This is a genomic window from Brachyspira sp. SAP_772 (assembly GCF_009755885.1).
Classification (GTDB): domain Bacteria; phylum Spirochaetota; class Brachyspiria; order Brachyspirales; family Brachyspiraceae; genus Brachyspira.
In genome coordinates this window covers 240,056-266,216 of record NZ_VYIX01000001.1, presented here as the reverse complement: position 1 = coordinate 266,216, position 26,161 = coordinate 240,056, and the positions used below count along the sequence as shown (strand labels likewise).

Genomic DNA, 26,161 nt, shown 5'->3' with positions numbered 1-26,161 from the left:
TTTTTTAGCTGTTTTGTCTAGTATGTTTTGTATATTTAGGGTGTTTTGCAATCTGCTTTTTTAAATGTGTAGAATCAACATGTGTATATATTTCTGTTGTAGTGATATCAGAGTGTCCTAACATTCTCTGAACTGATCTTAAATCTGCACCATGCTGAAGAAGGTGTGTGGCAAAACTATGTCTTAAAGTATGAGGATAAACATTTTTCTCTATGCCGCTTTTTTTCATCGCCTCTTTTACTATCTTCCAAATACCTACCCTAGAAATTTTATCTCCTCTAAAGTTTAAAAATAATTCACTGGTCTTTTTACCCTTAACCATTACTACTCTGCTAGTTTGAATATATCTCTTTAAAATATCTAAAGCTTTATCATTTATAGGAACTATTCTCTCTCTTTTACCTTTACCGCAAATTTTTAAATATTTTTCGTCAAAGAATATATCTTCTATTTTCAATGAACAAATTTCACTAACTCTAAGTCCAGAAGAATACATAAGTTCAAATATAGCCTTATCTCTCAAACCCTTATCTGTTTTTTCATTATGCACAGATAATAAATCATCAACCTCTTCAGTAGTTAAAGATTCTGGCAACACTCTTTTTAAACGTATTACCTCTAAATTATCAGTAGGGTTCTTAGAAATATAATTTTCCATTACTAAAAATTTATACAAATTAACTATACTTACTTTATTTCTTGCAACTGTTCTAGACTTTGAGCCCTGCTCTTTTCTTTCACTCAAGAACTTTTCTATATCTTTCCTAGTAGCTTTCAATATTGTTTTTTTATTTCTGCCTAGAAAATCTAAGTATATTACTATGTCTCTTCTATAAGACTCTAGTGTATTTTGTGACAACCCTTTCTCCATTGACTCATAATTTAAATACATTGATAATATTTCTTGATCTGAAATTTGCTTCACTGACATTTAATATTGCCTCTTTCTTTAAGATATATACATAATTTAGTAAACATAAAAATTTTATAATATTCTGTTCACTTGCATATATTATCGGTAATATAATCAATATATTTAAACATAATATATTGTTTATAATATTATTATGTTTAAATAATATTAAATATTTTAAAAATTAAATGTTATTTTTACTATTTTTTTATAAAAAACAATATTATAAAAAGTAATATTTTAATATTTTATTTATTTTTTCTTATTTGATATAAAAAAAGTTAACAAAATATATATCTAAAATATATTGAATATGTTAAATTATATATATAAAAATGGAGGCTAATTTTATGGCAACTTTATTTGATATAATAGGACCTGTAATGATAGGACCTTCTAGTTCACACACGGCAGGGGCTTGCCGTATAGGTAAACTAGCTAAGAATATTTTGGGAGAGGATGTAAAAGAAGCCAAAATATATTTACATGGATCTTTTGCTCTCACTTGGAAAGGTCATGGCACTGATAAAGCTATTTTAGCTGGTCTTTTAGGATTTGAAACTTATGATGCTAGGCTTAGAGATAGTTACAAAATAGCTAATGAAAATAATCTTAAATATGAATTTATACCTACAACTTTAAGAGAAGCATTTCACCCTAACAGCGTTTATATAGAAGTAAAAGGTGAAAATAATGAGGCAAATATTTTAGCTTCATCTATTGGAGGCGGGCTTATTGTATTAGATAAAGTAAATGGTATAGAAGTGCATTACAAAGGAGACTTCCCCACTATAGCTATAGTTAATAAAGATGTACCCGGTATTATTGCTAAAGTTACTTCTATCATCTTTGAAAAAGGAATTAATATAGAAAATATGAATGTTACTCCTCAATTTGAAGGCCCTAATAAAGGATATGCTATTATAGTTATTGGTATGACTGATGTTATATCAAAAGAAATAGAAGAGAAAATTAGAAAAATAGAAAATATAAGAGATTTTGTATTTTTAGATAAATTATATTAAATGTTATTATTAAAAGGAAAATAAATTATGGATATAAAATCTATTGAATCATTAGTTACTACAGCTACAGAGCAAAATAAAAAAATTAGTGATATAGTTATAGATATAGAGGCTAATAGTCAAAAAGTTGATAGAAGTAAAATAATAGAACAGATGTCTAGCTATTATGATATTATGAGAGAATCTGTAATCAATGGAAAAAAGGATAAATTTAATTTTGTAACAGGACTTCAAGAAGACTGTGTTGATATAGTAGAGAAGTTTTATAAAAACAAAAAAAGCATATTAGGAGAGACTATAGGGGAAGTAGTTACTGCTGCTATGGCAGTCAGCGGTTATAATGCTTGTATGGGTAAAATTATAGCAGCACCAACAGCAGGAAGCTGCGGAATAATGCCTGCGGTGCTTACTGTATGCGAAAACAGAGGATATAAAAGAGAAGATATAGTGCATTCTATGTTTACAGCTGCGGGACTTGCTGATATTATTGCTCAGCTTGCTACATTTGCTGGGGCTGGCGGTGGTTGTCAGGCTGAATGCGGAAGTGCTTCTGCTATGGCTGCTTGTGCTTGTGCGGAGATTATGGGAGGGACTCCTGAACAGTGTGCTAATGCTTTTGCTTTATCTTTATCTGCTATACTAGGGCTTGTTTGCGATCCTGTTGCTGGATTCGTTGAAGTGCCTTGTATGAGTAAAAATGTTTTGGGAGCTGTTCATGCTATAGTTTGTGCGGAGATGGCTTGTGCGGGATTCAAGAGTGTTATTCCTGCTGATGAGGTTGTTATGGCTATGAAAGAAGTTGGTGATGGTATGGATGAAAGATTTAAAGAAACTTCGCAGGGCGGACTTGCTAACACTCCTACAGGACGTGCTATTGCTGAGAGACTTTTAGGGAAAATTAACAAATAATTTTATTATAATTAATAAGGGCTTACAATATTTTGTATGCCCTTTTATTTTTAACTTTTATAAAAAATAATATGATTACAACAGAAAGACTCATCATAAGAAAATTTAATATTAATGACGCAGAAGCATTATTTAGCATTTTGTCAGACAAAGAAGTTAATAAATATCTTCCTTGGTTTCCTTTCAAAACTATAGAAGAAACTAAAAATCATCTAGAAAAATTTTATCTAGAAACAAATGAGAATAGCAATTTTTATAGATACGCTATTTGCCTTAAAGAAAATAATATTCCTATAGGCTATATACATTTTGAAAACAATAATGATAGTAATGATTTTGGATATGGGCTTAAAAAAGAATACTGGAACAAAGGCATAATAACAGAAGCTTCAAAAAAAGTTGTAGAAAAATTAAAAAATGATAATATCAAATATATTACAGCTACTCATGACATAAATAATATTGCAAGCGGGGAAGTAATGAAAAAAATTGGCATGCATTATAAATATAGTTATGAGGAACTCTGGCAGCCAAAAAATATATTAGTAACTTTTAGAATGTATCAATTAAACTTAGATGATAATAAATCAAGAGTTTATGATGTTTATTGGAACAGATACAAAAAACACTTTATAGAACAAATATAAAAAAATTATAAATAAAAACTATAATCAATACAATTTGACAATTTATTTTTTTCTAGTATCATTAAAAAATTAAATAATAATTCAACATGTTTAAAACAATGAAAAAAAACAATAAAAAAAAGATTATATATTTTTTTATAGGAATCATATTATTTATAGCTATATGGAGTTTTGTTTCTATAAAAATTAATTCTGAAATTATTTTTCCAAGTATAGATAAGATTTTTTTAGATTTAACAAATATAATATCACAAAAAGATTTTTACTCTAATTTATTATATACATTCATGAGAGTAATAGTTACTTTTGTGCTTTCATTTTTGCTTGCAATAACATTAGGAATAATTGCTGGCATATTTAAAAGTGTTAGATATATTTTAATGCCTATTATAAACTTTATTAGAACAATTCCAACTATACCTCTTATTTTAATAGCAGTATTATGGTTTAATAATAATTTAGTGCCTATATTTGTATCTTTGTTTGTAATATTTCCAATAATATATGATGCTGTAGTAAATGGAATTATAAACATTGATAAGAACCTCATAGAAATGTCAAACTCTTATAATGTGTCTTTTAAAAATCAATTAATAAGTTTGTATATACCATCAATAAAACCCTATATACTCACTTCAATATCTCAATCAATGGGTATGACTTGGAAAAGCGTATTAGCTTCAGAAATTATAACTCTCCCAACATTAGGACTAGGCACAAAACTATATGAATCGCATTTATATTTAAACACAGTTAGTTTGTTTGCATATTGTTTGATTGCAATTATATTTAATATTATATTTGAAATTATAATGAGGCTTCAAAATGATTTGTGATGATAAAAAAATAATTAATAATGTTTTGCAAATAAATAACATAAACCTCTCATACAATAACAACATAATATTTAAAGATTTTTCTATTAGTTTACACATAAATAAAATAAATATTATATTAGGCTCATCAGGATGCGGAAAAACTTCGCTTCTTAATATAATCGCTAAACAAATTGACAGCCCCTCTTTTGTGTATCAAGAGCCAAGATTATTAAATCATTTAAACGCATACGAAAATATTAATTATATTTTAAAAGACAAAATTAAAGATAAAAACCTAAGAGATAAAACTATAAAAGAAGCATTAACTATAACCAATCTAATTGATAATATACATAGCAAACCAAATGAGCTTAGCGGAGGCATGAAACAAAGATTATCATTAGCAAGAGCATTAGCCTATAATTCAAGCTTCTTACTAATGGACGAACCATTGCAAGGTCAGGATATTAAAAGAAAAAAAGAATTATTGGATATAATTAAAAACATTCAAATAAAAACAAACAAAACTATTATCTATGTTACGCATGATATATCAGAAGCTTTGATACTTGGAGATTATATATATATTCTCTCAAAAAATAATAATTCTACCAAGTTAATATTTCAAACAAAATTAGAAAGCAATGATTTAAATAATAATATAGATATGCAGTCAAAGTTAATGGATATTCTTATAAACAATTAATCTTTTAATATCTCTAACGCTTTATCATAACCTAAATCTGCAGACTTTTTTAAATATTTTTGAGAGAGCTTTTCATATTTTTCTTTTTTCTCATTATCTTTTTCATGCTTTAGAAAAATGTTATATATTCTATAAACATCATAGCAGGCAATATAATCTTCACTGTTATATTTTAAAGTCTCTTTTAAATATTTAAGTGCTGTTTTGTATTTCTTTTGTCTTCTATAGCAAACGGCAAGTAAATAATAAGCATCAGAATAAGCCTTATTTAGAGATATTGCTTTTTCTAAATCTTCTATAGCTTTTTCTATTTCATTTCTCTCTAAATATATTTGAGCCTTACTATAATAAATATCAAAATCATGCGGATATATTTCTATAGATTTATTATAAGTTTTTATAGCATTATCATAATCCTTAATATCACAATAAACCGCAGCCAAATTATAATAAGCATCTAAATTCTTTTCATCTAATTCTATAACCTTTAATAAATCTTCTATAGCCTTATCATATTCTTTTTTATTGATATTATTTAAAGCACTGTAGAAATATTGATTTTCTTTGCTGTTCATTTTTATTTCCTAAATATATTAGTTTTTTATACTTTTATTTTTATTATATTTTTTATTTAAAACCCTAGAAGAGCAATCCAAAGCATAATCAGCAAACTCTTCTTTATCTTTCATATGGTATGCAAGCCCTGCAACCATAGCAGCATTGTCTGTAGTATATTTTAAAGCAGGAAGATAACATTCAAAGTCTTTAGAGTTTCCAAACCTTTCACGCAAATAACTATTGCATGCCACTCCCCCAGATAATGTAACTCTCTTTATACCGCTTTTTTCAACATATTTAAGAGTTTTTATATATAAAGGCTCTATCGCACTTATTTGAAAAGCAGCTGCTATATTTTCATTAGTAGGCTCATAACCTTTTTGTAAATATTTTTGTGTAGAATATACGCAAGCAGTTTTAAGTCCGCTATAAGAAAAATTAAACTCATCAACATCATTAAGAAGCACTATAGGATATTTTATAGCTTCTTTGTCTCCCTCTCTTGCAAGCTTGTCTATAATAGGTCCGCCCGGATAACCAAGATTTAAAAACTTAGAAACCTTATCATAAGCCTCACCCACAGCATCATCTAAAGTAGTGCCAACAACTTTATACTCGCCATAATCATGAACTTCTGTAATGATTGTATGTCCGCCTGAAACAACCAATGCTATATACGGAAACTCTATATTGTTTGTAAGATGAGGCGAATAAATGTGTGCTGCTATATGGTCTAATGCTAGTAATGGTTTGTTAAGAGAAAAAGCCAAAGCCTTAGCACTTCCAACTCCCACAAGAAGCGAGCCTAAAAGTCCGGGACGGTTTGTAACAGCAAATAAATCTATATCATCTAATGTTGTGTCAGCGTCTTTTAATGCCTTATCTATCACATAAAGTATAGCCTCCAAATGCTTTCTTGCCGCTATCTCTGGAACTACACCTTGAAACTCTTTATGAGCATCTATAGAAGAACTTAATACTGATGATAAAACATTATTTCCATCTTCTACTATAGCAACTGAAGTATCATCACAAGAAGTATCTATACCTAATATTTTCATTTTTTGTTTTCTCCAAAGTGCATATTTATTTTATAATATATACTTTTTTCAATTATTTGTAAACATTAATTGTTTTTATACTGCTTCAAATTTAATATATATTGAAAATTTTAAGTTTGTCAATTTTTGATTTTTAACTTTGGGCACTAGTCCCCCTGCGAAGCGTACCCGTAGAGTAAAACCCATACTTATTTTGCGACCGAAGGAAGTGCCTATGGTACGGCCGCAAAGAAGCAAAAACTCTACATTTCTAGATCAAATTTAGATATTATACCATATTTAATACATATCTCATACATATAAAACTAAAATATTTGGCTTTCTTGAAGTATATCCGTATGATAAAAACTTTATCGAAAATTACATTTCAAATTTGGAAAATAACTATATATCAATAGGAAGAGCTAAATAAAACAAAAACTTATAAATATAAATATTCTTTTTTACAAAACAAGTAATATTAAAAAAACTATTACATATTCTCTTCTATGTATTTTCTTAGTTTATATAATGCTATTAATACATTTTTTCTGTTAATATTATTTTTAGTTGAAAATAAAACTTTAATGTCATTAATCTCAGAAAGTTCAATATAATCTTCAGAAGCAATTTTGTCATATAAATAATTTATAGATTTTAATAAACCATCATTATAATCTTTAAAATTAAAATATTCATCAGGAACATTCCATACTAAAGCTTCAATAATTTCATAATTAAATTCATTTAATTCTTTTATCTCACCATTGAAACTTTGAAATATGTATTTAAATATTTTAATTAAATTGATAAAATTATCTTTGCATTCATGCTCTTTTTTATCAAAATTCTTATTGTCTAGTTTAGGATAATATATATTATTCTCTCCGTCAGAAGAAGTAATTAAAGCCGCTTCAATCTTATTGTTCTCTTCTTCAATTTTGAAACTAGGTCTTAATATAATCTTTTCTTTATCATAATCAATAACAAGATAATCTAATATATCATTATATTCTATATTTTCTTTCTCTAATATCTTTGAAATATCTTTTTTAAAACCTCTAGTATCTTTGGAATTATTTTTATTATCATCAATTAAAAATAAATTAAGATACTCCATATAGCTAACATTGGTATTATTTCTTTTAGCACCCGTAGCAATTATAGATATGTTATTGTTATTTATAATGTTAGCTACAAAATCTAAAGCTTTATCAATTTTATATCTTGGATAAATAGTGGTATTTCCAACTAATTTATTTATATAATCATATATATCATTCATAATTTTATGCTTTTTTAAGAGCAGCAGCTAATATTCTATCAAGAGGAAGTATTTCATCTACCCCACCTCTAGCAATAGCTTCTCTTGGCATACCAAAAACAGTACAAGTCTCTTCATTTTGAGCAATATTATAAGCACCAGCATCTTTCATTTCTTTCATTCCATTAGCACCATCATCACCCATTCCAGTAAGTATGATACCTATAGCCTTATTCTTAGCATATACAGCACCGCTTCTAAAAAGTACATCTACAGAAGGCTTATGTCTAGTAACAGGCTCACCGTCTACAACCTCAATATAATACTTTCCATTTTTAACTTTTATCATAGTATGCTTTCCGCCTCTTGCAAGTACAGCCTGACCGCGTCCTATGCTCATACCATCTTCAGACTCAAAAACTTCTATTTTTAATACTGTGTTTAATCTTCTAGCAAATGAAGTAGTGAAATGTTCAGGCATGTGCTGAGCAATAACAATAGGAGGAGCAGAAGGAGTAACATTTTTTAAACATTCTATCAAAGCCTCAGTACCGCCAGTAGAAGAGCCTATAAGTATTATTTTATCCATAGCAACTTCTCTAGAAGGTACAAGCGGAAGTATAATATCAGCACTATTTTTTGGATAAACCTTAAATCCAGAAGTTTTAGGAGCTTCTACAGCAACTCTGCTAGGAGCAACATTGCTAGTTGTTTCTGTAGGCATAGCAACACCATGCTTTTTATAAAACTTAGATCTGTTGTTGTAAGCATTTTTTATTTTTTCAACTAAATCAGTAGCTAACTCTTCAACTCCATCTCTTACATTAGCAGAAGGTTTTATAACATAATCAAAAGCCCCAATATTTAAAGCATCCAATGCTAACTCTCTATGTTTATCAAGCAAAGAACTAAACATTATTACAGGAATAGGATTATTAATCATAAGTTTTTTAAGATAAGTAATACCGTCCATCTCAGGCATTTCTATATCTAAAGTAATAATATCAGGTTTTATAGTTTTTAATTTAGCCTCTGCAAGTATTGGATTAGCAGCAGTGCCAACCATCTCCAAATCAGGGTCAGAATTAACAATTTTTGTAAGAAGTTGTCTTATTAATGCACTATCATCAATTGATAAAACTTTAATTTTATTAGCCATATAATTTTTTCCTTTAATGTTTTCCTTATATTAAAATAATGTAATATCAGATTTCTCTTCAATTTTTTGCTGTAAGTTTTTAGAATACTTAATTTCTTGTTCGGCAGAGAACTCTTTAGTTTTACCTTCAATTTTTTTCATAAGCACTCTATTTTCTGTATTGAAAAAAAATACTTTTCTAGGCCAAGAACCTCCAACGTCCTCACTAATAATAGGAATATTTTCATCTGCTAAAAATTTTCTAGCGAATCTAATATTTTTATCTGGCACCTGAAGCACATTACTAGTCATACCAGTTAAAACGTGCCCACCCCCAAATATCTTAGCAGTAAGATTAGCCTTTTTACCCCCAAGTTTAATTATCTCGTTTATTAATACCTCCATAGCATAAAGACCATATCTAGTATAATTATAATCATCTTCCGGATTCTCCCATTCCTTCATCTCTGGGAGCATAAAGTGATTCATCCCACCGAACTTCAAATTATTCTCAAACAAACAAACCGATATACAACTTCCCAAAACTGTTTTTATTACCGCAGGCTGTCTAGAGGCATAATAACCGCCTATATATATAGTGATTCTTTTAAAATTGCTGTTGGCAGCTGATGGAAAATCTAACATATATCAAACCCCGCAATTAAATCTTTTTATAGATATTGCTAGAAATATATTTAAATAAATCTGAAATACCAAATAATGTTTCAGAGTGCCCTATAAATACATAACTATCATCTTTCATATATCTATAAAATTTATTAAATAATTCTTTTTGAAACTCTTTATCAAAATAAATAATTACATTTCTGCAAAATATCAAATCAAACTTAGTATGTATATCAAAATCTTCATCTTTAAAATTAAGCTGTCTGAATGATATACATTTTTGCAAAATATTTTTTACTTTGTAAAGACCAGCATTATTTCCAGTACCTTTAAGAAAATATTTTTTTAAAGTACTAGTTTGAATAGTTTCTACTGTTTCTTCTTTATATATACCAGCATAAGCATGTGCTAATACATTAGTATCTATATCGCTTGCTAAAATCTTTATATCATAATGATTAAATCTCTCTCCAAAATAATCATGAAGTGTCATAGCAATGGTATAAGGCTCTTCACCAGTAGAACAAGCAGCAGACCATATTCTTAAATTATTAACCTTTCCTTCCTTGTAGTTTTTTTCCCAATTTGGAAGCAAGGTAGTTTTCATATATTCAAAATGCTTATTTTCTCTAAAGAAGTCCGTTTTATTTGTAGTAACAGCATTAATAAAATTGGTAACTTCTTCATCTGGAGCACCTTTCAAATAGTCTATATATTCTTTAAAAGAAGACATATTTAAAGCTCTAATTCTCTTACTTATCCTAGAAGTAACTAAAGCTCTTTTATGTTCAGACATTTGTATACGAGTTTTATCATAAATAATTCTCACTAATTCATTAAACTCGCCGTCTGTTAAAGGTGCAAGATTCAATTCACTCATATAAAAAACCTCAAACTATGGTCTTATTCATATCGTCATTAGATTTTACTATATCCTCTATAGGAAGAACCATAATAATCTTATTTTCAAGTCTAATAACATTAGATATCTGTAAACCGCTAACATTAGCAATAGGAGTAGCAGTCATCTGGCTTTCATAAACAGTAATAACATCAGAAACCATATCAGCAAGTATGCCAAATCTTCTGTTAGAAGTAGATATTACTATAATAACATCATTTTCTATAGAACGGTCATCTCTTCTTTCAAGACCAAAACGCATTCTTATATCAACTATATGTAAAATATTACCCCTCAAATTAATGAGCCCTCTCATATATTTAGGACTTCCCGGTACAGGAGTAATAGTAGTAACACCAACTATACCCTCTATACTTAACACATCAAGAGCATATTCTTCGTTATCTATCTTAAAAACAAGAAATTGCTGACTTGGCTCTGTGGAAGCGTTCTCTTCAGCACCTATACCCACACCGCCAATCTGTGCTATTTCACTAGCATTAATTTTTTGATTATCCAACATATTAAAATCCTTTATTATTTAACGCCATTATTAACTTTATTCTGTAAAGATATATTAACAAGCCCCTGTATATCTATAATGAGAGCTATTCTACCATCTCCAAGTATAGTACCGCCTGCAATTCCTGCATGCTTGCTGAAAGCAGAATCCAAAGACTTAATAACAACCTGCTGCTGATCAAGTAACTCATCTACAAATATAGCACATTTTCTATATCCTGCCTCAACAACTACAACAATACCATCATCTATCTCATTAACTTGAGTATCTATCTCAAATACCTTGTGAAGTCTTATGAGAGGTAAATATTCATCTCTGATTTTTATCATCTCACCTTTACCCTCAAAAGGTTTAACTTGATCGCTTTTAATTTTTATCTGCTCTATGATAGATATTAATGGCATTACATAAATCTGCTCACCTATAGCAAAAGTAATACCTTCTATAATAGCCAAAGTTAAAGGAAGTTTAATAATAAATGTGCTTCCAACTCCTTCAGCACTCTTTATCTCAATCTTTCCTTTCATCTTTTCAACATTCGCCCTAACAACGTCCATACCAACACCCCTTCCGGATATGTCAGTAACTTTTTCTGCAGTTGATAAACCCGGGCTAAATATTGTTCTATATATTTCAGCATCAGAGTAATTGCCGTCTTTTGATAATAAGCCTTTCTCTACAGCCTTATTAAATATTTTTTCTTTATTTAAGCCATTACCGTCATCAGACACCTCTATAACAACATGCCCTTCTTGGTGAGCTGCAGACATTGTAATAGTGCCATATTCAGGCTTTCCTCTTGCAATTCTCTCTTCTTTAGTTTTTTCTATACCATGGTCCATAGAGTTTCTAATAATATGTTTAAGCGGGTCGGATAATTGCTCTAACATATTTTTATCTATCTCTGTAGTTTCACCTTTAAGAACCAATTTTACTTCTTTGTTTAATTCTAAGTTAAGGTCTCTTACATATCTATGGAATTGTGTGAATATAGGGCCTATAGGCATCATTCTTATATTCATAACCTCTTCTTGTATTTGTCTTGAGGTTCTGTCCATAGAACTAACTGCCTCTTTTAAGCCATTATCTATATCTAAGTTTTGTGTTAGCTGCATTATTCTTGACTGCGCTATAACAAGCTCTCCAATCAAGTTCATTAAGCTGTCTAATTTTCTTATATCAACCCTTACAGTAGAAGGAGCCTGTACCTTAGTTCCTGTAGGTTTAGCAGCTGGTTTATTTTCTTTAGCCTTATCATCATGAACTTCTTCTTTCTTCTCTTCTTCATGCTTTTCTTCGGCTTTCTCTTCAACTTTTTCTTCTGCCTTTTCTTCAACAGGTTTAGCTTCCTCTTCTACCTTCTCAGTAATATTAATATCATTATCATCTATAACAAATAAGAATATATTTTGAACTTGCTCTATTGTAGAAGAAGTTTCAACATCTAATGAAAATTGAGTGTAACAAGCATAAGGATCTTCTAAATCTGATATAGCAGGTAAATTGCTAATATCTATTTTTAAATTGCTAATAGTACCTATAGCCTTAAGGTCATTTAAAAACATAAGAGGGTCTATACCATTATCAAAAATGCTAGGCTTAAATATCATTTCAATATGAAACATATTATTTGAAGAAGATGATTTAGTTTCTTCTTTAGGTTTTTCCTCTGCTTTAGGAGCCTCTTCCTTTTTTTCTACAGATACAGTGCTTATATCATTTCCTTCTGCTATAGCTTTTATTTTTGCTTTTAGGCTTTCTATATTTGTAACGCCATCTGCTTCACCAACACCATCTACTATGTTTTTAAGCATAAGTTTTACAGTGTCCAAAAACTCTAATAGAACAGTAATCATTTGCGGAGTAACATCCAATTTGCCGCTTCTTACCTTCTCCAATAAGTTTTCTGCCACGTGGTTTAACTCACTCATTGTAGTAAAACCAACTGTACCAGCAGAAGATTTTAAAGTATGGGCACTTCTAAATATTTTATTTAAAAGGTCTTCATCACTTTTATTATCTTCGAGTAAAACTAAATCGTTTTCTAGTCCTTCAACTATCTCATTAGCCTCACTCAAAAATATCGAAATAAATTCATCACTATCAAACATATATAACCTCTGATTTATTACATACTACTACACAAACATTAAACATTAATTTAAAAAACGTTTAACAACATCTAAAAGCTGTGTAGGGTTGAAAGGTTTTACTAACCAACCGCTAGCTCCTGCTGCCTTACCTTCCATCTTCTTATCATCTTGAGATTCTGTTGTAAGCATAAGTATAGGAGTATATTTATACTTATCAAATTTTCTAACATTCTTAATAAACTCTATACCATCCATCTTAGGCATATTCAAATCTGTAATTATCATATCAATGTTTGAAGCCTTATTTACAGCTTCTAAGCCAGTAGTACCATCATCAGCAGAAATTACATCATAACTTCCCTTTTTCAAAGTATACTCAACAGATGCTCTAGCAGTATTTGAATCGTCTACTATTAGTATTGTTTTAGCCATACATTTAACCTCTTATTTTTTCATTAAATTTATATATTAATTATTTGTTTACCATATTTAAATATTCTATAAAAGAATTATCTAACCCTTCTACTATAAGTTTTTTTTGATTTTTATCAAGTTCTTTTTTTATAGAATAAAGTATTTGTAAGCCAGCTAAGTCTAAATGACTATCCTCTGGGAATTTTATTGTTGTATCTTCATTATAATTAGCTGCCTTTATAACATTCTTAAAATACTTACTCATAGTTCTTATATTAAGATTTTCGTCTATTTCTATAACAGCCATAAATACCTCCTAAAATAATGTAAAATCTCCACTATCCGAACCTTCTTCTATATTAATATCGACATTTAATGTCTCATCTCCAGATAAAATACTGTTCGCTATAGTTCTCTCTTTCTTTATAGTATAATAATTTACTATTTCCATATATTTATCACTTTCTATCTTCCAACTCTCTATATTTAAAGTTTTGTAATATTCATTTTTCTTATTTCTTATAATATCACGCATCTTATTAAATACTTCCATTATCTCATTAATCTTTGTTAAGAGAGTAGTTAAAGAACTTAAATCTATTAATGTTTTTTCTATTAAATTAAACAATTCTTTAGCATGCGTGTCTAGTCCTTTAATATTATCTTCTATAATACCTTTAGACTCTTCCAAACGTTTATAAATATTATCCATTATAGATTCTATATATAAATTTTCTACAGACTGCTGACTAATATTAAATTTAAACTTATTTATAGCACTAAATATTGTAGTTTTTATATTTTCAAATTTCTCCAAACAAACATCTACTGTATCTGTGATATTTGTAGCTATAGATTCTACACTAACCATAGAAAATGTTTGAGAATCACTAAATATATCACTATTTTTCTCTAATTCTATTTTAGCTAAAAAGTTAATAGAGTTAAATGCCTTAGCAATATTTTTTGTCTCTAAAAACATATTCTCTAGCTCTTCTATAGAATCTATTATACCCGCATTATTATCAGATATTCTATGTTTATTACTCAAAAATAATTTAAAATTGTCCAAATATAGCTTAATAAAACCTAAATATTCATTAAATATAGAGTCTGATACACTAAAAGGAAACTCTGATTTACCTGATTGTGCCCCTATCATATATTCAACTATTGTGTTTCTGTCTGACGATATATCAAGTAAGCTTTCTTTAAGCCCCCTTAAACTATCATTTATACGAGCATTATTATCTAAAATCTCTTTATGTATAGACTTAAAATTCTCTATTATCAAACTTAAAACTACATCATCAAAAGTAAGCAAATCTAATAATTTATGCTCTAAAGATTCATTATTTTCTAACTCAGCAGCGTTATTTATAGCAATTACCTCTTTTCCATAAGTATCTATAAACTTTCTATTCTCTTCTACAACAAGTTTTATAGAGTCTATTATATGCTCTGTTTGCTGCCTAATTATGTCTTCTTGCGGAAGTATCATCATCACTTCAAATATATAATCATAGCTATTATCTACTCTTGATATTATATCAGAAATCATATTAGAAAAAGTAGCAAAAGAATTAACCATATTGTTATGCTCTCTATCTAGCTGCTCTCTCATTATATTGAAGCTTCTTCTTTGCATCTCATTAGTTTTTAATATTTCATCTTTAAACTTATCAAACTGTACAAATAATTCCTGCCCTATTCTATTCATTTGGTCGGCTTGTTCGTTGGAAGTTTCTGACATTTTTATGATGTTTTTCGATATCTCTCCAAATGCCTTACCGCCAGAACCATACTTCGAAGCTATGATTATAGCATTAAGAGAATAAACCTTTATCTGATCTGCTAATTTTCTTATCTCTTCTATGGATTCCATTACATTACTAATAATATTAACGTCTTCAATAATGGAATTTGATAAAACATCATCTTGATTAATTAATGTTTGCATTCTATCAAAAGATTTAAAAAAATCTTCTTGATTTTCTTGGAAGTCGCTTGAAAAATTTTTTTCACTATCTTTTTCTGTAAAATAGCTTAAGAGAGAAATAGACTTCTCATTTTCATTTTTCATTTCTTGTTCTATTAATGGAAACTTCTCTCCTATAAAGCTATAAACTCTTCCGAATTCTGTTAAGAAATTTTGTATATCTTTCACAGTAGCTTCTAAAATTGCAGAATAATCAAGAATATTCTCATTAACATTACCATAAACTGTAGTGCTATCCGACACTTATATAATATCCTTATTTTAAAATACATTAAAAATATAACATTTATTATCGCTTTTTGCAAGTAAATTATTAAATTACATACTGTCTATTTATATCGACTTTAATATTTTAATCTTTTAATATTTTAATAATTAAAAAGAAGTTTTTTACCGACAATAAAAAATTATAATTAACTCTCTATAGAATAGAAAAAGGATAAAAAATGCTAAAATATATAATAACATCATTATTTATATTAAATACAATGCTATTTTCAGCAGACTTTTTAAACGAACAAAAAAGATACCCAAGAGTAAGAAAAGCAATAGAAGATAAAGAGTTAATAATCAAACAAAATCTACAAAACAATAATATATCTCTAAATAAATTAAATATAATAATTGCAGCATATAAGGAAGAATCTATATTAGAAATATATGCAAAAAATAATACCGATAAAACCTACAAAAAAATAGTTCAGTATAATATAGCATCAAAATCTGGTGTATTGGGCCCAAAAAGAATGGAAGGAGATTTGCAAGTTCCAGAAGGTTTTTATTATATAGATAGGTTTAACCCAGCAAGCAGTTATTATTTATCTTTAGGCATTAATTACCCTAACAAATCTGACCAGATAAAAGGAAAAAGAAACAAATTAGGAGGAGATATATTTATACATGGCTCTGATGTTACTATAGGATGCATACCTATGAAAGATGATAAAATAAAAGAAATCTATTTGTATGCAGCATACTCTAAAGATAATGGGCAATCAAAAATACCTGTGTATATATTCCCATTCAAAATGACAGAAGAAAACATCAAAAATAGAAGAGAATCACAACAATTAATAAACTTTTGGAAAAATATAAAAGTAGGATATGATGTATTTATAAATAGTAAAAAAGAAATAATATACAAAATAGATGAAAATGGAAATTATCAATATTGAAAAACAATATAAATCTTATATAATAGAATATCATTAATAGTAAAAAATATTTAATGATACTGGAAAAATAAACAAATGATATACTTATCAAAAAAAATAAATAATGTATCTTTTATAAATACATACCGTATTTGGGCTAATTATTTTGTTATTGCCGTATTGTTAAATTTTATATTTTTTAGAGTTTTTATTATTGATAATGAATCTGTATTTTACTTACTTTCTTTTATACTTAATTATGCTATTTTAATAACTTTTTTTTTACTGCTTTTCTATAAATTTTATAATTGCATGTTTGATTCTCAAATTTCATATTCCATAATTGGATTAGTATTCCTCATTACAGGCACATTAAAACTATATATAACTCATATAAATACATATAACATCATAGAATTACTATTTTTTATTTCTACTCTAGTACTTACTATATATATATTAGTTCCAATCATAATAAAAAAAGATATATATGAAATAACGAGAGGAGTATATATTTTTATATTATTAACTTTAGTATCATCTAATCTAAACTATATAATAATATCAATCAATAAATTATTAGATTTTGATTTTTTACATTATTTCTCTTCTTATTTATCCATATATTTATCTAAAGTGTCTTCAATATCTTTTATAATGTTGATGACAGCGTATATAGTTGTGTTTATGAATGAAATAATAATAAAAAACATAAATAAGTCTTCTGCATTATTAATGCTTATTGTTATATCATCAGCAACATTTTTATTTAGAGAAAGTTTTTTATTTTTTACAATTTCTTTATACAATGCTCTAAATATAGGAATATACCTTCCTATATATATATACATGATTATAATAATTTTATTTTTAATAGCTATGTTTAGCTCTTTTACGGCATCATTGTTTTTAAAAAAGTATTATCCAGAACTTATAGCTTTTAGTTTGCTTATTATGGCTGGACTTGATATGAATAACTTTTCTTTAAGATTAATATCAATGTTTTCAATAATGGAGCTTGCTAATTTAATTAATAATAATGAAACCGAATAACAATTATGCCTTATTTAGATTCAATGCCTGCTGTAAAACATCTTTTAAGAATATTGAAGCTTTAGCATTATCTAAATTATTATTATTAAACTCTAATATTATATATGTAATATTATCTACTTGTAATTTAAATATTTTATCTTCAGAGTTAGGCTCCCCAACTTTAATCATACCATTATAAACCATCCAGCCTTTCAAAGTTACATAAGCATAACCGCTATTTTTTAAGTCAATATTTAAAACAAAATACGGGCTTTTAGATTTATATAATCCAGACCTATCTTTTAATGTGATTTTACTTTCTATTTCTTTATAATTTGTTGCAGCAGTATCAATAGTATTATTATTAACACTTTTGCAAGAGATAATTAAACTAATAAAAATAATTGAAATAATAAATTTTTTCACCAATATTCTTCCTTATAGTTTATACTTTGATTTTTTTGACTTTATTTTGACTATTCTTTAAAAGCATTATAACAAAATAAAAGCAAAAATCAATAATTATATATTTATAAAATTAGTTCAAATATTTAAATCTAATATTGAAATAAAAAACTACTTTTATGAAATTATAAAAATTTTTAGTATATTATAGTTATATGTATAAGAAGTTTTAGTAATCAAAAAACTATTGAAATAAAGATATATATATGCTATACTAAAACTATTGTAATTAATATTTGATGTTTTAAGAGGAAAATTATATGGCTACTACTCCTATAAAATTCATGGATGTTAGATTTATAAATCCTTTCATAGTATCTCTGGTTTCTATATTTAAAGAAATGGCTGGTATTCCTATGGAAAAAGGAACTTTGGTAAAAGGACAAGGACGTAAATTATTTTCAGGTTATGGTGTTGCTATAGGAATAGTTGGAGATGTTAATGGGCAAGTTTTGTATGAATTCCCTGAAAATTTTTCTCAACTTCTCACAGAAAGCCTCACCGATAAAAAACGCAGTGATTATGACTCTGAAGATGAGTTTGAAGATATGATGAGAAGCGTTATAAATGAAATGGGTAATACTATAAGCGGACTTGCTATCACTAAATTATCTGAAGAAGGTATAAGCTGCGATATTACTCCTCCTATACTATACTATGGAAAAGAAATTCAAATTATCCCAAAAAACTTACAAACTATCATAATACCTTTTCAATCTAATATTGGTTTTGTTAGCGTTAATATAGCTATGGACGCTTAAATATTTTATTATATAATTGCTGTATGAAAAATATTGTTATATTATTCTTTTTTATAACTATAATATCATGTAGTAGCAGTAAAAAGATTATATCTAATAAAGAAAATAATACTATAGAAATACACAATATATATAAAATATATCCAAGTACATTAAAATTAAGTTTAATGTCAGAATATAGCCAAAAACATTATGGTTATCCAAATTATAGTTTGGTGAACCCTCAAATAATAGTTGTACACTCTACCGAAACAAAAAATTTACAAATAGCTCTTAATGTTTTTCAAAATGATTTTCTTATAGGAAGAGCGGATATAGATTCTGGAGGAGATGTTAATGTTGGTACGCATTTTTTAATTGATACAAACGGTACAATATATGCAAGTACTCCTTTAGAATATATGGCAAGGCACACTATAGGGTTAAATTACACAGCAATAGGTATAGAAAATATAGGTTTTGCTGGTCAGCTTACAAAAGAGCAGCTTAATTCAAATATTAAACTAATTAAATATTTAAAAAATCATTATAAAAGCATAAAATATGTCATAGGGCATTATGAATATAGAGACACCAACGCAGCTCATTATCATCTTTTTAGAGAAATAGACCCCACATACAGATTCACTATAAAAACTGACCCCGGATATGATTTTATGCAAGAAATAAAACAAAGGATACATTAATTTTTTATTACGATTATGGAAGTTATATTTATTTATTTATTTGAAATTTTTAGCATATTAATACTAATAATGCTATCAGGGCTTTTTTCTGGAAGTGAAACGGCATACACAAGCATAGATGAAGTAACATTAATGCGTCTTGTGAGAGAAAAGAAAATTAAAGAAGATGATACAAAGTATTGGGGTAAAAATAATTCTATGATACCTACCCTTCTTGTAGGAAACAATATAGTTAATATTACAGCAAGCTCAATAATAACTGTATTTGCTATAAAAATAGCCCTTGCCCTACCAAATATTTCTGAAAATATGATGGTAACAATTTCTACAGCTACAATCACAATACTTATTATTATATTTGGAGAAATACTTCCAAAAGTACTTATGAGAGTAAATGCTGAAAAAGCTATACCATATTTGCTATACTTTATGAAGCTTTGTCATTTTATTTTTAAACCAATTACTTTTTTAATGGATAAAATAACAACATTTATAATGAATTATTTTGTACCAAAGAAATTAAGAAACAAAGAAAAAAAGAGTGCATTATCAAGTATAGACGACATCACAACAATAATTAATTTAGGGCATAAAGCTGGAATTATAAAAGGATATACACATGATTTGCTTACTGGTGTAATGGATTTTAGAAACAAAACAGCAGAAGAGATAATGACGCCTCGTGTAGACATGGTATGCATAGAAGCTGATACTGATATTGATGAAATTATGCGTTTAACGGTGGATACTGGTCTTTCAAGATTTCCTGTTTATGAAGAGACTATTGACCACATTATAGGAATATTTCACACAAGGGCTTTATTTAAAGATTATATCAAAAATAACGGCAAAGCAAGCAAAATGAAAAAGAAAGCAATAGATTATATTATGCTTCCGTATTTTGTACCTGAAACAAAAACTATAAGCAGTTTATTTACAGATATGCAAAAAAGAAAATTGCAGATGGCTATTACAATAGATGAATACGGCGGCACTTCTGGACTTGTTACTATGGAAGACATTGTTGAAGAGATTATGGGTGATATTGAAGATGAGAGCGATAAAAAAGAGAAAGATTTAATAAAGTTAAAAGGAAAAAGAATCATAGTAAATGGAACAGCATCAATTGAAGATGTTAATGAAGTATTGAACTTAAATATAGAACATGAAGAGTATCAAACTATAGCGGGATATGTATTAGATAAATTAGACCATATACCTGATGTAAATGAGAGGCTTATATTGAATGATTATAGGGTAAGGATAATGAAAGTTGAAGACAGAAGAATAATAGAGATGGAATTTACTCCTATAAATAGCATTAGAATATCCGATGTAAATAATATAAACAATACTGAAGTTAATACAGATAAGGAAGAAGAATAAATGAAAAAATTTATTAGTATATTATTTATATTGATGTTTCTTTTTTCATGCGAATCAAAAGAAAACAAACAAAATAATGAACCTATAAAAAAGGCAAAGTTAGTTTTTACAGGCGACATTATGACTCATCCAAAAGTTGTAGAAGCTTTTGAAGGTAATGATATACTAATAGATTTAAAAGATTATTTTCAAGGTGATATTGTATTTGCCAATTTGGAGTTTGTGGTAAATACCAATAAACCTCCTATGCCTTATCCAGAGTTTAACGGCTCTAAAGAGTATTTAGAATATTTCTTTAATTATTTTAATACTTTCTCTATAGCAAATAATCATGCTTATGACCAAGGAGCTAAAGCAGAGGCAGAAACTGTATCTATACTTCATCAAAACAACATACTCACATTAGGAGGCTCAACAAACTCATCAGATATATCCCCTATAATAACAAATATAAACGGCATACCAATATTTATATCAGCATACACCATGCTTGATAATGCCTTAAGCCACAAAACAAATAAAGACGGTTATTTCTATTTTATGAACTTCTACCCAAAAAAAGATGATTTGATAGCAAAAGTAAAAAGTGATATGTCTTTAGCAACAAACAATGAAATAAAAATAATATCTTTGCATTTTGGATATGAATATACAATCGCTCCAGAAGATACCACTATAGAAACAGCAAGAGCTTTAATAGAAAATGGAGTAGATATTATAATAGGTCATCATCCGCATGTACCAAGACCAGCAGAAGTATATAACGGCACTAACAACAGTGGTATAATAATATATTCTTTAGGTAATTTTATTGCTAATCATAAGGGAAGATATCCGTATTTAGATGTAGGAACTATTCTTTCATTAGAAATTGATGAAAACAGAGAAATCAGTTTTTCTTATGTTCCAACATATTATGCATTTTTTAGAGATAATGGCTTTGAGTTTGTAATGAAGCCAATAAAAGAAAACCCTAGTATTAATATGCCTACACTATCAAGCAATTATGTTTATAGTGCTTATGACACTAATGCTATAAAATCAGGCTATCAATTAATAAATAATTTTTACTCACCGCTTACAAACGAAAATGTGAAAGATATTTTTGTATTAGATAAAAAAACAGCAAATAATAGAATGGCTAAAAATTGATTTTTAGAGATGTTTGAAAAGTATTAATAAATGTTTTAACTTTGTATGTTAAAAATATACTAAAAATTTTTTTTAACTTATCAATTTTAAATTTGATGTTTTCATTATTTACGGGGACTAGCCCCCGTACCCCCACTTCTTTTACGACCGTAGGAAGTGCCTTCGGTATTGGTATAAAAGAAGCAAAAGAACTGCATTTTTAGCTTAAATATAGATATTATTATATATTTTATCTAATACATATTGTAAACCTACAAATCTCAAGTACTTGCACTTTTTGCAACTTTTTGCGGCGGGAAAAAGTTGAATAAAAAAATTATATGATAAAATATAGTTGTTTATGTATATAGTGAAAATTACTTTTTATAATTTTTTATAAATAGATACTAAATATGGCAAAATATCTCTATAATCTAACTTATTTAAACAATCTATAGTCTTACAGCCTCTTCTTATATACTCGCAATGAAAGCTTTTTATCTTATTACAATATTTTTCTCTCGCTTCTATATTAAAAGATTTATCTCCTCGAACTCCGTATATTAAAGGAAGTGTATCTCCAAATATGCCTATAGAATATATTCCAAGTGCATTTGCAATATGCAATGGTGCACTATCGCCTCCAATTAAAGAATATGAATATTTTATTACAGATATAAGCTCTCTTATTGTAAGTTTATCAGTAAAATCTATTATATCGTTAATGTTTTCTTTCATAGTGTTGGCAAAAGCGATATCATCTTTAGAGCCTATAATAACTATTGGCACATCATTAAAGTCTTTTTTAAACTCTTTAATTAACTCTGCAAAATGAGTATATCTTTTACTTATGCGTGTAGCTCCGCCATGAACAACTAAGGCATTTTTATAATCTTTCATTTTGTTATAACCGAATGCCTCTTCTTCTTTGCTTAAAAATAATTCTGTATGAAAACCATCATCTTTTATATTTAAAGGTTTTAAAATTGAAAGTATAGTATCAACAATATGTCTACTGTGTTTTTTCCAAGGAGTTTTATGTGTAAGCAAAAATCCTCTGCATTCACTATTAACACCAACTCTCACTGGTATATTAGCTTTTTTTAAAATAGATGCCGAAACAAATGATGTGTTTACAGCAAAACCTATATCATAATTTTCTTTTTTTATAAACTCTAAATTATTTTCATCTCTAATAATGATATTATCTATATACGGATTTTCTTTTAATATATCAATTCCCCTACTTCCATTTATTACATCAATAGTGCAACTATCAGCATAATGTTTTTTTATAGCCCTTATAATTGGAGTAATAAATATAGTATCTCCAATATAGTTCATTCCTATTATTAATATTTTCATTGATAAAAAATTAAACCTTTAAATATTGTTTCTATTTTTTCTATTATGTACACGATGTCTTTTAATGCTATTAATTCTTCTTATCCTAGTATTAACAAAATTATTTACAGCTCTTTTTCTCTCTTCTTTATCAGAAAACAATTTCTCTTCATTATACATTCTCATAATTTCAAAGAATAATATAAAAGTTAAAGGACCAAGTATAATTCCAGAAAGTCCGAAAAATAAAACACCGCCCAATATAGCAAAGAATATAAATAATGGGTGAAGCTCTATTCTATTTCCTAAAAGCAAAGGACGAACAAAGTTGTCTGGTATAGTGATAAAGAACCAAGAGACTACTAAAAATATTATGGCTCTTAAAATTTCCCCATTAATTATAAAAAGTACTCCAAGAGGTATCCAAATAATGGTAGTACCAATAATAGGCATAAATGAAGCTATAATTGTAAGAAGTGCAAAAGTTAAAGAATTAGAAACGCCAAATATAGAATAAACTATAAAAGCACAAATACCTTGAAATATACCAGTAAATAAATTTCCAAATATTATTCCTCTTATACCCTCAGAAGCCTGTTTAAATAATCTGTCTAAATATTTTTTCTCTATTGGTATTAATGAACTTACTTGTTCTTTAAGATACTCCCCATCTACAAAAAAGAAAAATAAAGAAAACATCATAAATATAAATGAACTTACAAACTTACCAGTTCCTTTTAATATGCCTGCAACATTTTGCGTTAAATAAGAACTTACCGAAGTTAAATTTGATAATAAACTATCTTGTATTCTTCTTAATATCTCTGTAGCAGATATTTCTACGGGAAGCAATGATAATAATTCTCTTAATCTATCATTATTTAAAATAGAATTAAAATCTAAGTTCATAAAATATTTTATACTAATATTTGATATATCTATAAGCTGAACTATTATAGTATATAATAACAAACTAGTTGGCACTAAAAATATAATTAAAGATGTTAAAGAAAATAATAAGGCCAAAGTGTGCCTTTTAATCATAGATATCTTATCTTCTTTACCATAGCTTTTGCCTATAGCCTTTTTAAATAACGGTGATAAAACAACATAAAAAACCAAAGCAAAAAATATCACCATACCAAATGGTCTTAAAAGCTGATACATTATAAATATTGATAAAAAGATAAAAGTGATAAAAAATATTTGACCTATATTATATTTGTTCATCTATATTCCTAATATATTTTAAATACTAGTGTATTATATTATATTATTTAATATTGTCAAAGAAGTAAATAAATATTTTTTATTGATTATTATTTTTTTCTATAGCCTTACATTCATTCCAAAGATTATCCATCTCTTCCAAGCTCATACTCTCTAAGCTTCTATTCATTTTTTTTGCCATATCTTCTATATATTGAAATCTTCTTCTAAACTTTTCATTTACTCTTAATAGTGAATTAACAGGATTAATTTTATTCATACGAGCAAAATCCAAAACAGTCATTATTAAATCGCCTATCTCTTCTTCTAAATGCTCTTTATCTTTTTCGTTATATGCCTCTTTAACTTCTATAAGCTCTTCTTCTATCTTATCTAAAGAATCATCTATATGCTCATATTCAAACCCAACACTAGCAGCTTTTTTCATTAACTTGTATGATTTTTCCATTATAGGCAAAGATTTTGGTATGCTGTCTAGTATGCTTCTATTATCGTTTTTCTTCTCTTCTTTTTTTATCTCTTCCCACTGTTTTAATATGCCATTAACATCTTTTACTTGGCTCTCTCCAAATACATGTGGATGTCTTCGTACAAGTTTTTCATTAATGTTATTACAAACATCATCTATATTAAATTTATTTTCATCATTAGCAAGCTCAGAAAAAAATACAACATGAAGCAAAATATCTCCAAGCTCTTCTTTTATATTCTCATAATCTTTATTGTTAATAGCCTCAACTACCTCATAAGCCTCTTCCAAAAAACAAGGTATCAAACTATCAAACGTCTGAACCCTATCCCAAGCACATCCATTCTCTCCACGAAGCTTTTTAACTATAGATATCAACTCTTCAAAAGATTTCATTTATTTGTTTCTCTCTTTATTTTTCTATAATAGTTTATTCTCTTAGGCTCTAGTATAGCATTATATATAATAGCATTTTTTATATCCAAAGAAGTAAGCATATGATTAACATGTCTTCTATTTTGATTTGATACATTAAATATTGGACTTTCTTCTGTAATTTTAGATTTTTGAGATTCTAATTCTCTTATTCTAGAAGCATATCTATTTTGCTCTTCTAATATTTCATTATCAGGTTCATATTCATCATCATAAAAGTCATCATTATTTTCATTTATATTTTTTAATTCACTTATGCTTTTTCTAAGATTTCTATATATCTCATCATCATTATTATTATAAGATTTTCTATTGTTAGTGTTAACTTTTTTATTAATAGTTTTTGGTCTACTAACTTTTTTTGAACCGCCTTTTGCTGCCTTTTGTATTAGACTCACTATAAGCCAAATTATACCTATTATTATATATAAAATTAATTCCATAAAACATTCCTTAATAAAAGTTATTATATTAAGTTAATATAATAATG

Annotated in this window: 28 protein-coding genes; 11 read left to right on the top strand and 17 right to left on the bottom strand. The window is 27.5% G+C overall.

The window, feature by feature from the left end; all coding sequences use genetic code 11:
• Nucleotides 1–4: 4 nt before the first annotated feature.
• Nucleotides 5–931 carry a site-specific tyrosine recombinase XerD gene (gene xerD / locus GQX97_RS01130; protein WP_157150129.1) on the bottom strand — a complete coding sequence of 309 codons (927 nt, stop codon included), beginning with the start codon at nucleotides 929–931 and terminating at the stop codon, nucleotides 5–7.
• 332 nt (nucleotides 932–1,263) lie between these two features.
• Here xerD and sdaAB point away from each other — a divergent pair, with 332 nt between their 5' ends.
• The 5 genes from sdaAB (at nucleotide 1,264) to GQX97_RS01105 (ending at nucleotide 5,018) form a co-directional block, all read left to right on the top strand.
• Nucleotides 1,264–1,938, top strand: a complete 675-nt coding sequence (gene sdaAB, locus GQX97_RS01125; protein ID WP_157150128.1) for an L-serine ammonia-lyase, iron-sulfur-dependent subunit beta — start codon at nucleotides 1,264–1,266, stop codon at nucleotides 1,936–1,938.
• A gap of 27 nt (nucleotides 1,939–1,965) precedes the next feature.
• Nucleotides 1,966–2,847, top strand: coding sequence for an L-serine ammonia-lyase, iron-sulfur-dependent, subunit alpha (gene sdaAA / locus GQX97_RS01120; protein WP_157150127.1), 882 nt, complete (start codon nucleotides 1,966–1,968; stop codon nucleotides 2,845–2,847).
• A gap of 71 nt (nucleotides 2,848–2,918) precedes the next feature.
• A complete protein-coding gene (locus tag GQX97_RS01115; protein WP_157150126.1) occupies nucleotides 2,919–3,494 on the top strand; it encodes a GNAT family N-acetyltransferase in 576 nt (191 codons plus the stop codon).
• Between the two features lie 98 nt (nucleotides 3,495–3,592).
• Complete coding sequence (locus tag GQX97_RS01110; RefSeq protein WP_157150125.1) at nucleotides 3,593–4,330, top strand: ABC transporter permease; 738 nt, start codon at nucleotides 3,593–3,595, stop codon at nucleotides 4,328–4,330.
• Complete coding sequence (locus GQX97_RS01105; protein ID WP_157150124.1) at nucleotides 4,320–5,018, top strand: ATP-binding cassette domain-containing protein; 699 nt, start codon at nucleotides 4,320–4,322, stop codon at nucleotides 5,016–5,018. Before GQX97_RS01110 ends, GQX97_RS01105 begins: the two co-directional genes overlap by 11 nt.
• On the opposite strand, the gene GQX97_RS01100 is transcribed toward GQX97_RS01105, so the two are convergent.
• The 11 genes from GQX97_RS01100 to GQX97_RS01050 all read right to left on the bottom strand — a co-directional run bounded on the left by GQX97_RS01100 (nucleotide 5,015) and on the right by GQX97_RS01050 (nucleotide 15,818).
• Nucleotides 5,015–5,593, bottom strand: coding sequence for a lipopolysaccharide assembly protein LapB (locus tag GQX97_RS01100; protein ID WP_157150123.1), 579 nt, complete (start codon nucleotides 5,591–5,593; stop codon nucleotides 5,015–5,017). The genes GQX97_RS01105 and GQX97_RS01100 overlap by 4 nt on opposite strands.
• 18 nt (nucleotides 5,594–5,611) lie before the next feature.
• The gene (gene tsaD / locus GQX97_RS01095) at nucleotides 5,612–6,637 is read right to left on the bottom strand and encodes a tRNA (adenosine(37)-N6)-threonylcarbamoyltransferase complex transferase subunit TsaD (RefSeq protein WP_157150122.1); all 1,026 of its coding nucleotides are present in this window, start codon (nucleotides 6,635–6,637) and stop codon (nucleotides 5,612–5,614) included.
• 472 nt (nucleotides 6,638–7,109) lie between these two features.
• A complete protein-coding gene (locus GQX97_RS01090) occupies nucleotides 7,110–7,904 on the bottom strand; it encodes a hypothetical protein (protein ID WP_157150879.1) in 795 nt (264 codons plus the stop codon).
• A gap of 1 nt (nucleotide 7,905) precedes the next feature.
• Nucleotides 7,906–9,039: a chemotaxis response regulator protein-glutamate methylesterase gene (locus GQX97_RS01085; protein ID WP_157150121.1), complete on the bottom strand. Its 1,134-nt coding sequence runs from the start codon at nucleotides 9,037–9,039 to the stop codon at nucleotides 7,906–7,908.
• A gap of 30 nt (nucleotides 9,040–9,069) precedes the next feature.
• Nucleotides 9,070–9,663, bottom strand: a complete 594-nt coding sequence (locus GQX97_RS01080; RefSeq protein WP_013243419.1) for a chemotaxis protein CheD — start codon at nucleotides 9,661–9,663, stop codon at nucleotides 9,070–9,072.
• A 16-nt stretch (nucleotides 9,664–9,679) separates the two neighbouring features.
• The gene (locus tag GQX97_RS01075; protein WP_157150120.1) at nucleotides 9,680–10,525 is read right to left on the bottom strand and encodes a protein-glutamate O-methyltransferase CheR; all 846 of its coding nucleotides are present in this window, start codon (nucleotides 10,523–10,525) and stop codon (nucleotides 9,680–9,682) included.
• A gap of 10 nt (nucleotides 10,526–10,535) precedes the next feature.
• Entirely contained in the window at nucleotides 10,536–11,069 is a 534-nt protein-coding gene (locus GQX97_RS01070; protein WP_157150119.1) for a chemotaxis protein CheW, read from the bottom strand.
• Nucleotides 11,070–11,083: 14 nt separating this feature from the next.
• A complete protein-coding gene (locus GQX97_RS01065) occupies nucleotides 11,084–13,180 on the bottom strand; it encodes a chemotaxis protein CheA (RefSeq protein ID WP_157150118.1) in 2,097 nt (698 codons plus the stop codon).
• Between the two features lie 45 nt (nucleotides 13,181–13,225).
• Nucleotides 13,226–13,594 (bottom strand): response regulator, encoded by a 369-nt coding sequence (locus tag GQX97_RS01060; protein ID WP_157150117.1) that lies wholly within the window; start codon nucleotides 13,592–13,594, stop codon nucleotides 13,226–13,228.
• Between the two features lie 40 nt (nucleotides 13,595–13,634).
• Nucleotides 13,635–13,883, bottom strand: coding sequence for an anti-anti-sigma factor (locus tag GQX97_RS01055; protein WP_157150116.1), 249 nt, complete (start codon nucleotides 13,881–13,883; stop codon nucleotides 13,635–13,637).
• Between the two features lie 9 nt (nucleotides 13,884–13,892).
• Nucleotides 13,893–15,818 (bottom strand): chemotaxis protein, encoded by a 1,926-nt coding sequence (locus GQX97_RS01050; protein WP_157150115.1) that lies wholly within the window; start codon nucleotides 15,816–15,818, stop codon nucleotides 13,893–13,895.
• Between the two features lie 203 nt (nucleotides 15,819–16,021).
• Between GQX97_RS01050 and GQX97_RS01045 the strand changes: the two genes are divergently transcribed.
• Together GQX97_RS01045 and GQX97_RS01040 are read left to right on the top strand one after the other, a co-directional pair.
• Nucleotides 16,022–16,750: a murein L,D-transpeptidase family protein gene (locus tag GQX97_RS01045; RefSeq protein ID WP_157150114.1), complete on the top strand. Its 729-nt coding sequence runs from the start codon at nucleotides 16,022–16,024 to the stop codon at nucleotides 16,748–16,750.
• Nucleotides 16,751–16,825: 75 nt separating this feature from the next.
• Nucleotides 16,826–17,782 (top strand): WESB_1763 family membrane protein, encoded by a 957-nt coding sequence (locus GQX97_RS01040; RefSeq protein WP_157150113.1) that lies wholly within the window; start codon nucleotides 16,826–16,828, stop codon nucleotides 17,780–17,782.
• A 3-nt stretch (nucleotides 17,783–17,785) separates the two neighbouring features.
• Here the strand turns inward: GQX97_RS01040 and GQX97_RS01035 are convergent, their stop codons facing one another.
• A complete protein-coding gene (locus tag GQX97_RS01035; protein WP_157150112.1) occupies nucleotides 17,786–18,190 on the bottom strand; it encodes a hypothetical protein in 405 nt (134 codons plus the stop codon).
• 299 nt (nucleotides 18,191–18,489) lie between these two features.
• On the opposite strand from GQX97_RS01035, the gene GQX97_RS01030 reads away from it, so the two are divergent.
• The 4 genes from GQX97_RS01030 to GQX97_RS01015 are packed head-to-tail and all read left to right on the top strand — an operon-like array spanning nucleotide 18,490 to nucleotide 22,214.
• The gene (locus tag GQX97_RS01030; RefSeq protein WP_013243429.1) at nucleotides 18,490–18,990 is read left to right on the top strand and encodes a chemotaxis protein CheX; all 501 of its coding nucleotides are present in this window, start codon (nucleotides 18,490–18,492) and stop codon (nucleotides 18,988–18,990) included.
• A 23-nt stretch (nucleotides 18,991–19,013) separates the two neighbouring features.
• On the top strand, nucleotides 19,014–19,676 hold the full coding sequence (locus GQX97_RS01025) for a peptidoglycan recognition family protein (RefSeq protein ID WP_157150111.1): 663 nt from the start codon (nucleotides 19,014–19,016) through the stop codon (nucleotides 19,674–19,676).
• A 15-nt stretch (nucleotides 19,677–19,691) separates the two neighbouring features.
• A complete protein-coding gene (locus tag GQX97_RS01020; protein ID WP_157150110.1) occupies nucleotides 19,692–21,062 on the top strand; it encodes a hemolysin family protein in 1,371 nt (456 codons plus the stop codon).
• The gene (locus GQX97_RS01015; protein ID WP_157150109.1) at nucleotides 21,063–22,214 is read left to right on the top strand and encodes a CapA family protein; all 1,152 of its coding nucleotides are present in this window, start codon (nucleotides 21,063–21,065) and stop codon (nucleotides 22,212–22,214) included.
• Nucleotides 22,215–22,577: 363 nt separating this feature from the next.
• On the opposite strand, the gene GQX97_RS01010 is transcribed toward GQX97_RS01015, so the two are convergent.
• From GQX97_RS01010 to GQX97_RS00995, 4 genes are all read right to left on the bottom strand, one after another.
• On the bottom strand, nucleotides 22,578–23,558 hold the full coding sequence (locus tag GQX97_RS01010; RefSeq protein ID WP_157150108.1) for a glycosyltransferase family 9 protein: 981 nt from the start codon (nucleotides 23,556–23,558) through the stop codon (nucleotides 22,578–22,580).
• Nucleotides 23,559–23,576: 18 nt separating this feature from the next.
• Nucleotides 23,577–24,767 (bottom strand): AI-2E family transporter, encoded by a 1,191-nt coding sequence (locus GQX97_RS01005; RefSeq protein ID WP_157150107.1) that lies wholly within the window; start codon nucleotides 24,765–24,767, stop codon nucleotides 23,577–23,579.
• Nucleotides 24,768–24,846: 79 nt separating this feature from the next.
• Nucleotides 24,847–25,632, bottom strand: a complete 786-nt coding sequence (gene mazG / locus GQX97_RS01000; RefSeq protein WP_157150106.1) for a nucleoside triphosphate pyrophosphohydrolase — start codon at nucleotides 25,630–25,632, stop codon at nucleotides 24,847–24,849.
• Nucleotides 25,629–26,114 carry a hypothetical protein gene (locus GQX97_RS00995; protein WP_157150105.1) on the bottom strand — a complete coding sequence of 162 codons (486 nt, stop codon included), beginning with the start codon at nucleotides 26,112–26,114 and terminating at the stop codon, nucleotides 25,629–25,631. The genes mazG and GQX97_RS00995 overlap by 4 nt, the downstream gene beginning before the upstream one ends.
• Between the last annotated feature and the right edge of the window lie 47 nt (nucleotides 26,115–26,161).

What these genes read in the sequence shown, in the direction of transcription:
- GQX97_RS01100 (WP_157150123.1), bottom strand. Translation starts at nt 5,593, where the DNA reads ATGAACAGCAAAGAAAATCAATATTTCTACAGTGCTTTAAATAATATC.
- GQX97_RS01115 (WP_157150126.1), top strand. Translation starts at nt 2,919, where the DNA reads ATGATTACAACAGAAAGACTCATCATAAGAAAATTTAATATTAATGAC.
- GQX97_RS01105 (WP_157150124.1), top strand. Translation starts at nt 4,320, where the DNA reads ATGATTTGTGATGATAAAAAAATAATTAATAATGTTTTGCAAATAAAT.
- GQX97_RS01005 (WP_157150107.1), bottom strand. Translation starts at nt 24,767, where the DNA reads ATGAACAAATATAATATAGGTCAAATATTTTTTATCACTTTTATCTTT.
- tsaD (WP_157150122.1), bottom strand. Translation starts at nt 6,637, where the DNA reads ATGAAAATATTAGGTATAGATACTTCTTGTGATGATACTTCAGTTGCT.
- GQX97_RS01085 (WP_157150121.1), bottom strand. Translation starts at nt 9,039, where the DNA reads ATGGCTAATAAAATTAAAGTTTTATCAATTGATGATAGTGCATTAATA.
- GQX97_RS01080 (WP_013243419.1), bottom strand. Translation starts at nt 9,663, where the DNA reads ATGTTAGATTTTCCATCAGCTGCCAACAGCAATTTTAAAAGAATCACT.
- GQX97_RS01040 (WP_157150113.1), top strand. Translation starts at nt 16,826, where the DNA reads ATGATATACTTATCAAAAAAAATAAATAATGTATCTTTTATAAATACA.
- GQX97_RS01075 (WP_157150120.1), bottom strand. Translation starts at nt 10,525, where the DNA reads ATGAGTGAATTGAATCTTGCACCTTTAACAGACGGCGAGTTTAATGAA.
- sdaAA (WP_157150127.1), top strand. Translation starts at nt 1,966, where the DNA reads ATGGATATAAAATCTATTGAATCATTAGTTACTACAGCTACAGAGCAA.
- GQX97_RS01055 (WP_157150116.1), bottom strand. Translation starts at nt 13,883, where the DNA reads ATGGCTGTTATAGAAATAGACGAAAATCTTAATATAAGAACTATGAGT.
- GQX97_RS01010 (WP_157150108.1), bottom strand. Translation starts at nt 23,558, where the DNA reads ATGAAAATATTAATAATAGGAATGAACTATATTGGAGATACTATATTT.
- GQX97_RS00995 (WP_157150105.1), bottom strand. Translation starts at nt 26,114, where the DNA reads ATGGAATTAATTTTATATATAATAATAGGTATAATTTGGCTTATAGTG.
- GQX97_RS01025 (WP_157150111.1), top strand. Translation starts at nt 19,014, where the DNA reads ATGAAAAATATTGTTATATTATTCTTTTTTATAACTATAATATCATGT.
- sdaAB (WP_157150128.1), top strand. Translation starts at nt 1,264, where the DNA reads ATGGCAACTTTATTTGATATAATAGGACCTGTAATGATAGGACCTTCT.
- GQX97_RS01015 (WP_157150109.1), top strand. Translation starts at nt 21,063, where the DNA reads ATGAAAAAATTTATTAGTATATTATTTATATTGATGTTTCTTTTTTCA.
- GQX97_RS01110 (WP_157150125.1), top strand. Translation starts at nt 3,593, where the DNA reads ATGAAAAAAAACAATAAAAAAAAGATTATATATTTTTTTATAGGAATC.
- GQX97_RS01065 (WP_157150118.1), bottom strand. Translation starts at nt 13,180, where the DNA reads ATGTTTGATAGTGATGAATTTATTTCGATATTTTTGAGTGAGGCTAAT.
- GQX97_RS01030 (WP_013243429.1), top strand. Translation starts at nt 18,490, where the DNA reads ATGGCTACTACTCCTATAAAATTCATGGATGTTAGATTTATAAATCCT.
- GQX97_RS01060 (WP_157150117.1), bottom strand. Translation starts at nt 13,594, where the DNA reads ATGGCTAAAACAATACTAATAGTAGACGATTCAAATACTGCTAGAGCA.
- mazG (WP_157150106.1), bottom strand. Translation starts at nt 25,632, where the DNA reads ATGAAATCTTTTGAAGAGTTGATATCTATAGTTAAAAAGCTTCGTGGA.
- GQX97_RS01070 (WP_157150119.1), bottom strand. Translation starts at nt 11,069, where the DNA reads ATGTTGGATAATCAAAAAATTAATGCTAGTGAAATAGCACAGATTGGC.
- GQX97_RS01020 (WP_157150110.1), top strand. Translation starts at nt 19,692, where the DNA reads ATGGAAGTTATATTTATTTATTTATTTGAAATTTTTAGCATATTAATA.
- GQX97_RS01045 (WP_157150114.1), top strand. Translation starts at nt 16,022, where the DNA reads ATGCTAAAATATATAATAACATCATTATTTATATTAAATACAATGCTA.
- xerD (WP_157150129.1), bottom strand. Translation starts at nt 931, where the DNA reads ATGTCAGTGAAGCAAATTTCAGATCAAGAAATATTATCAATGTATTTA.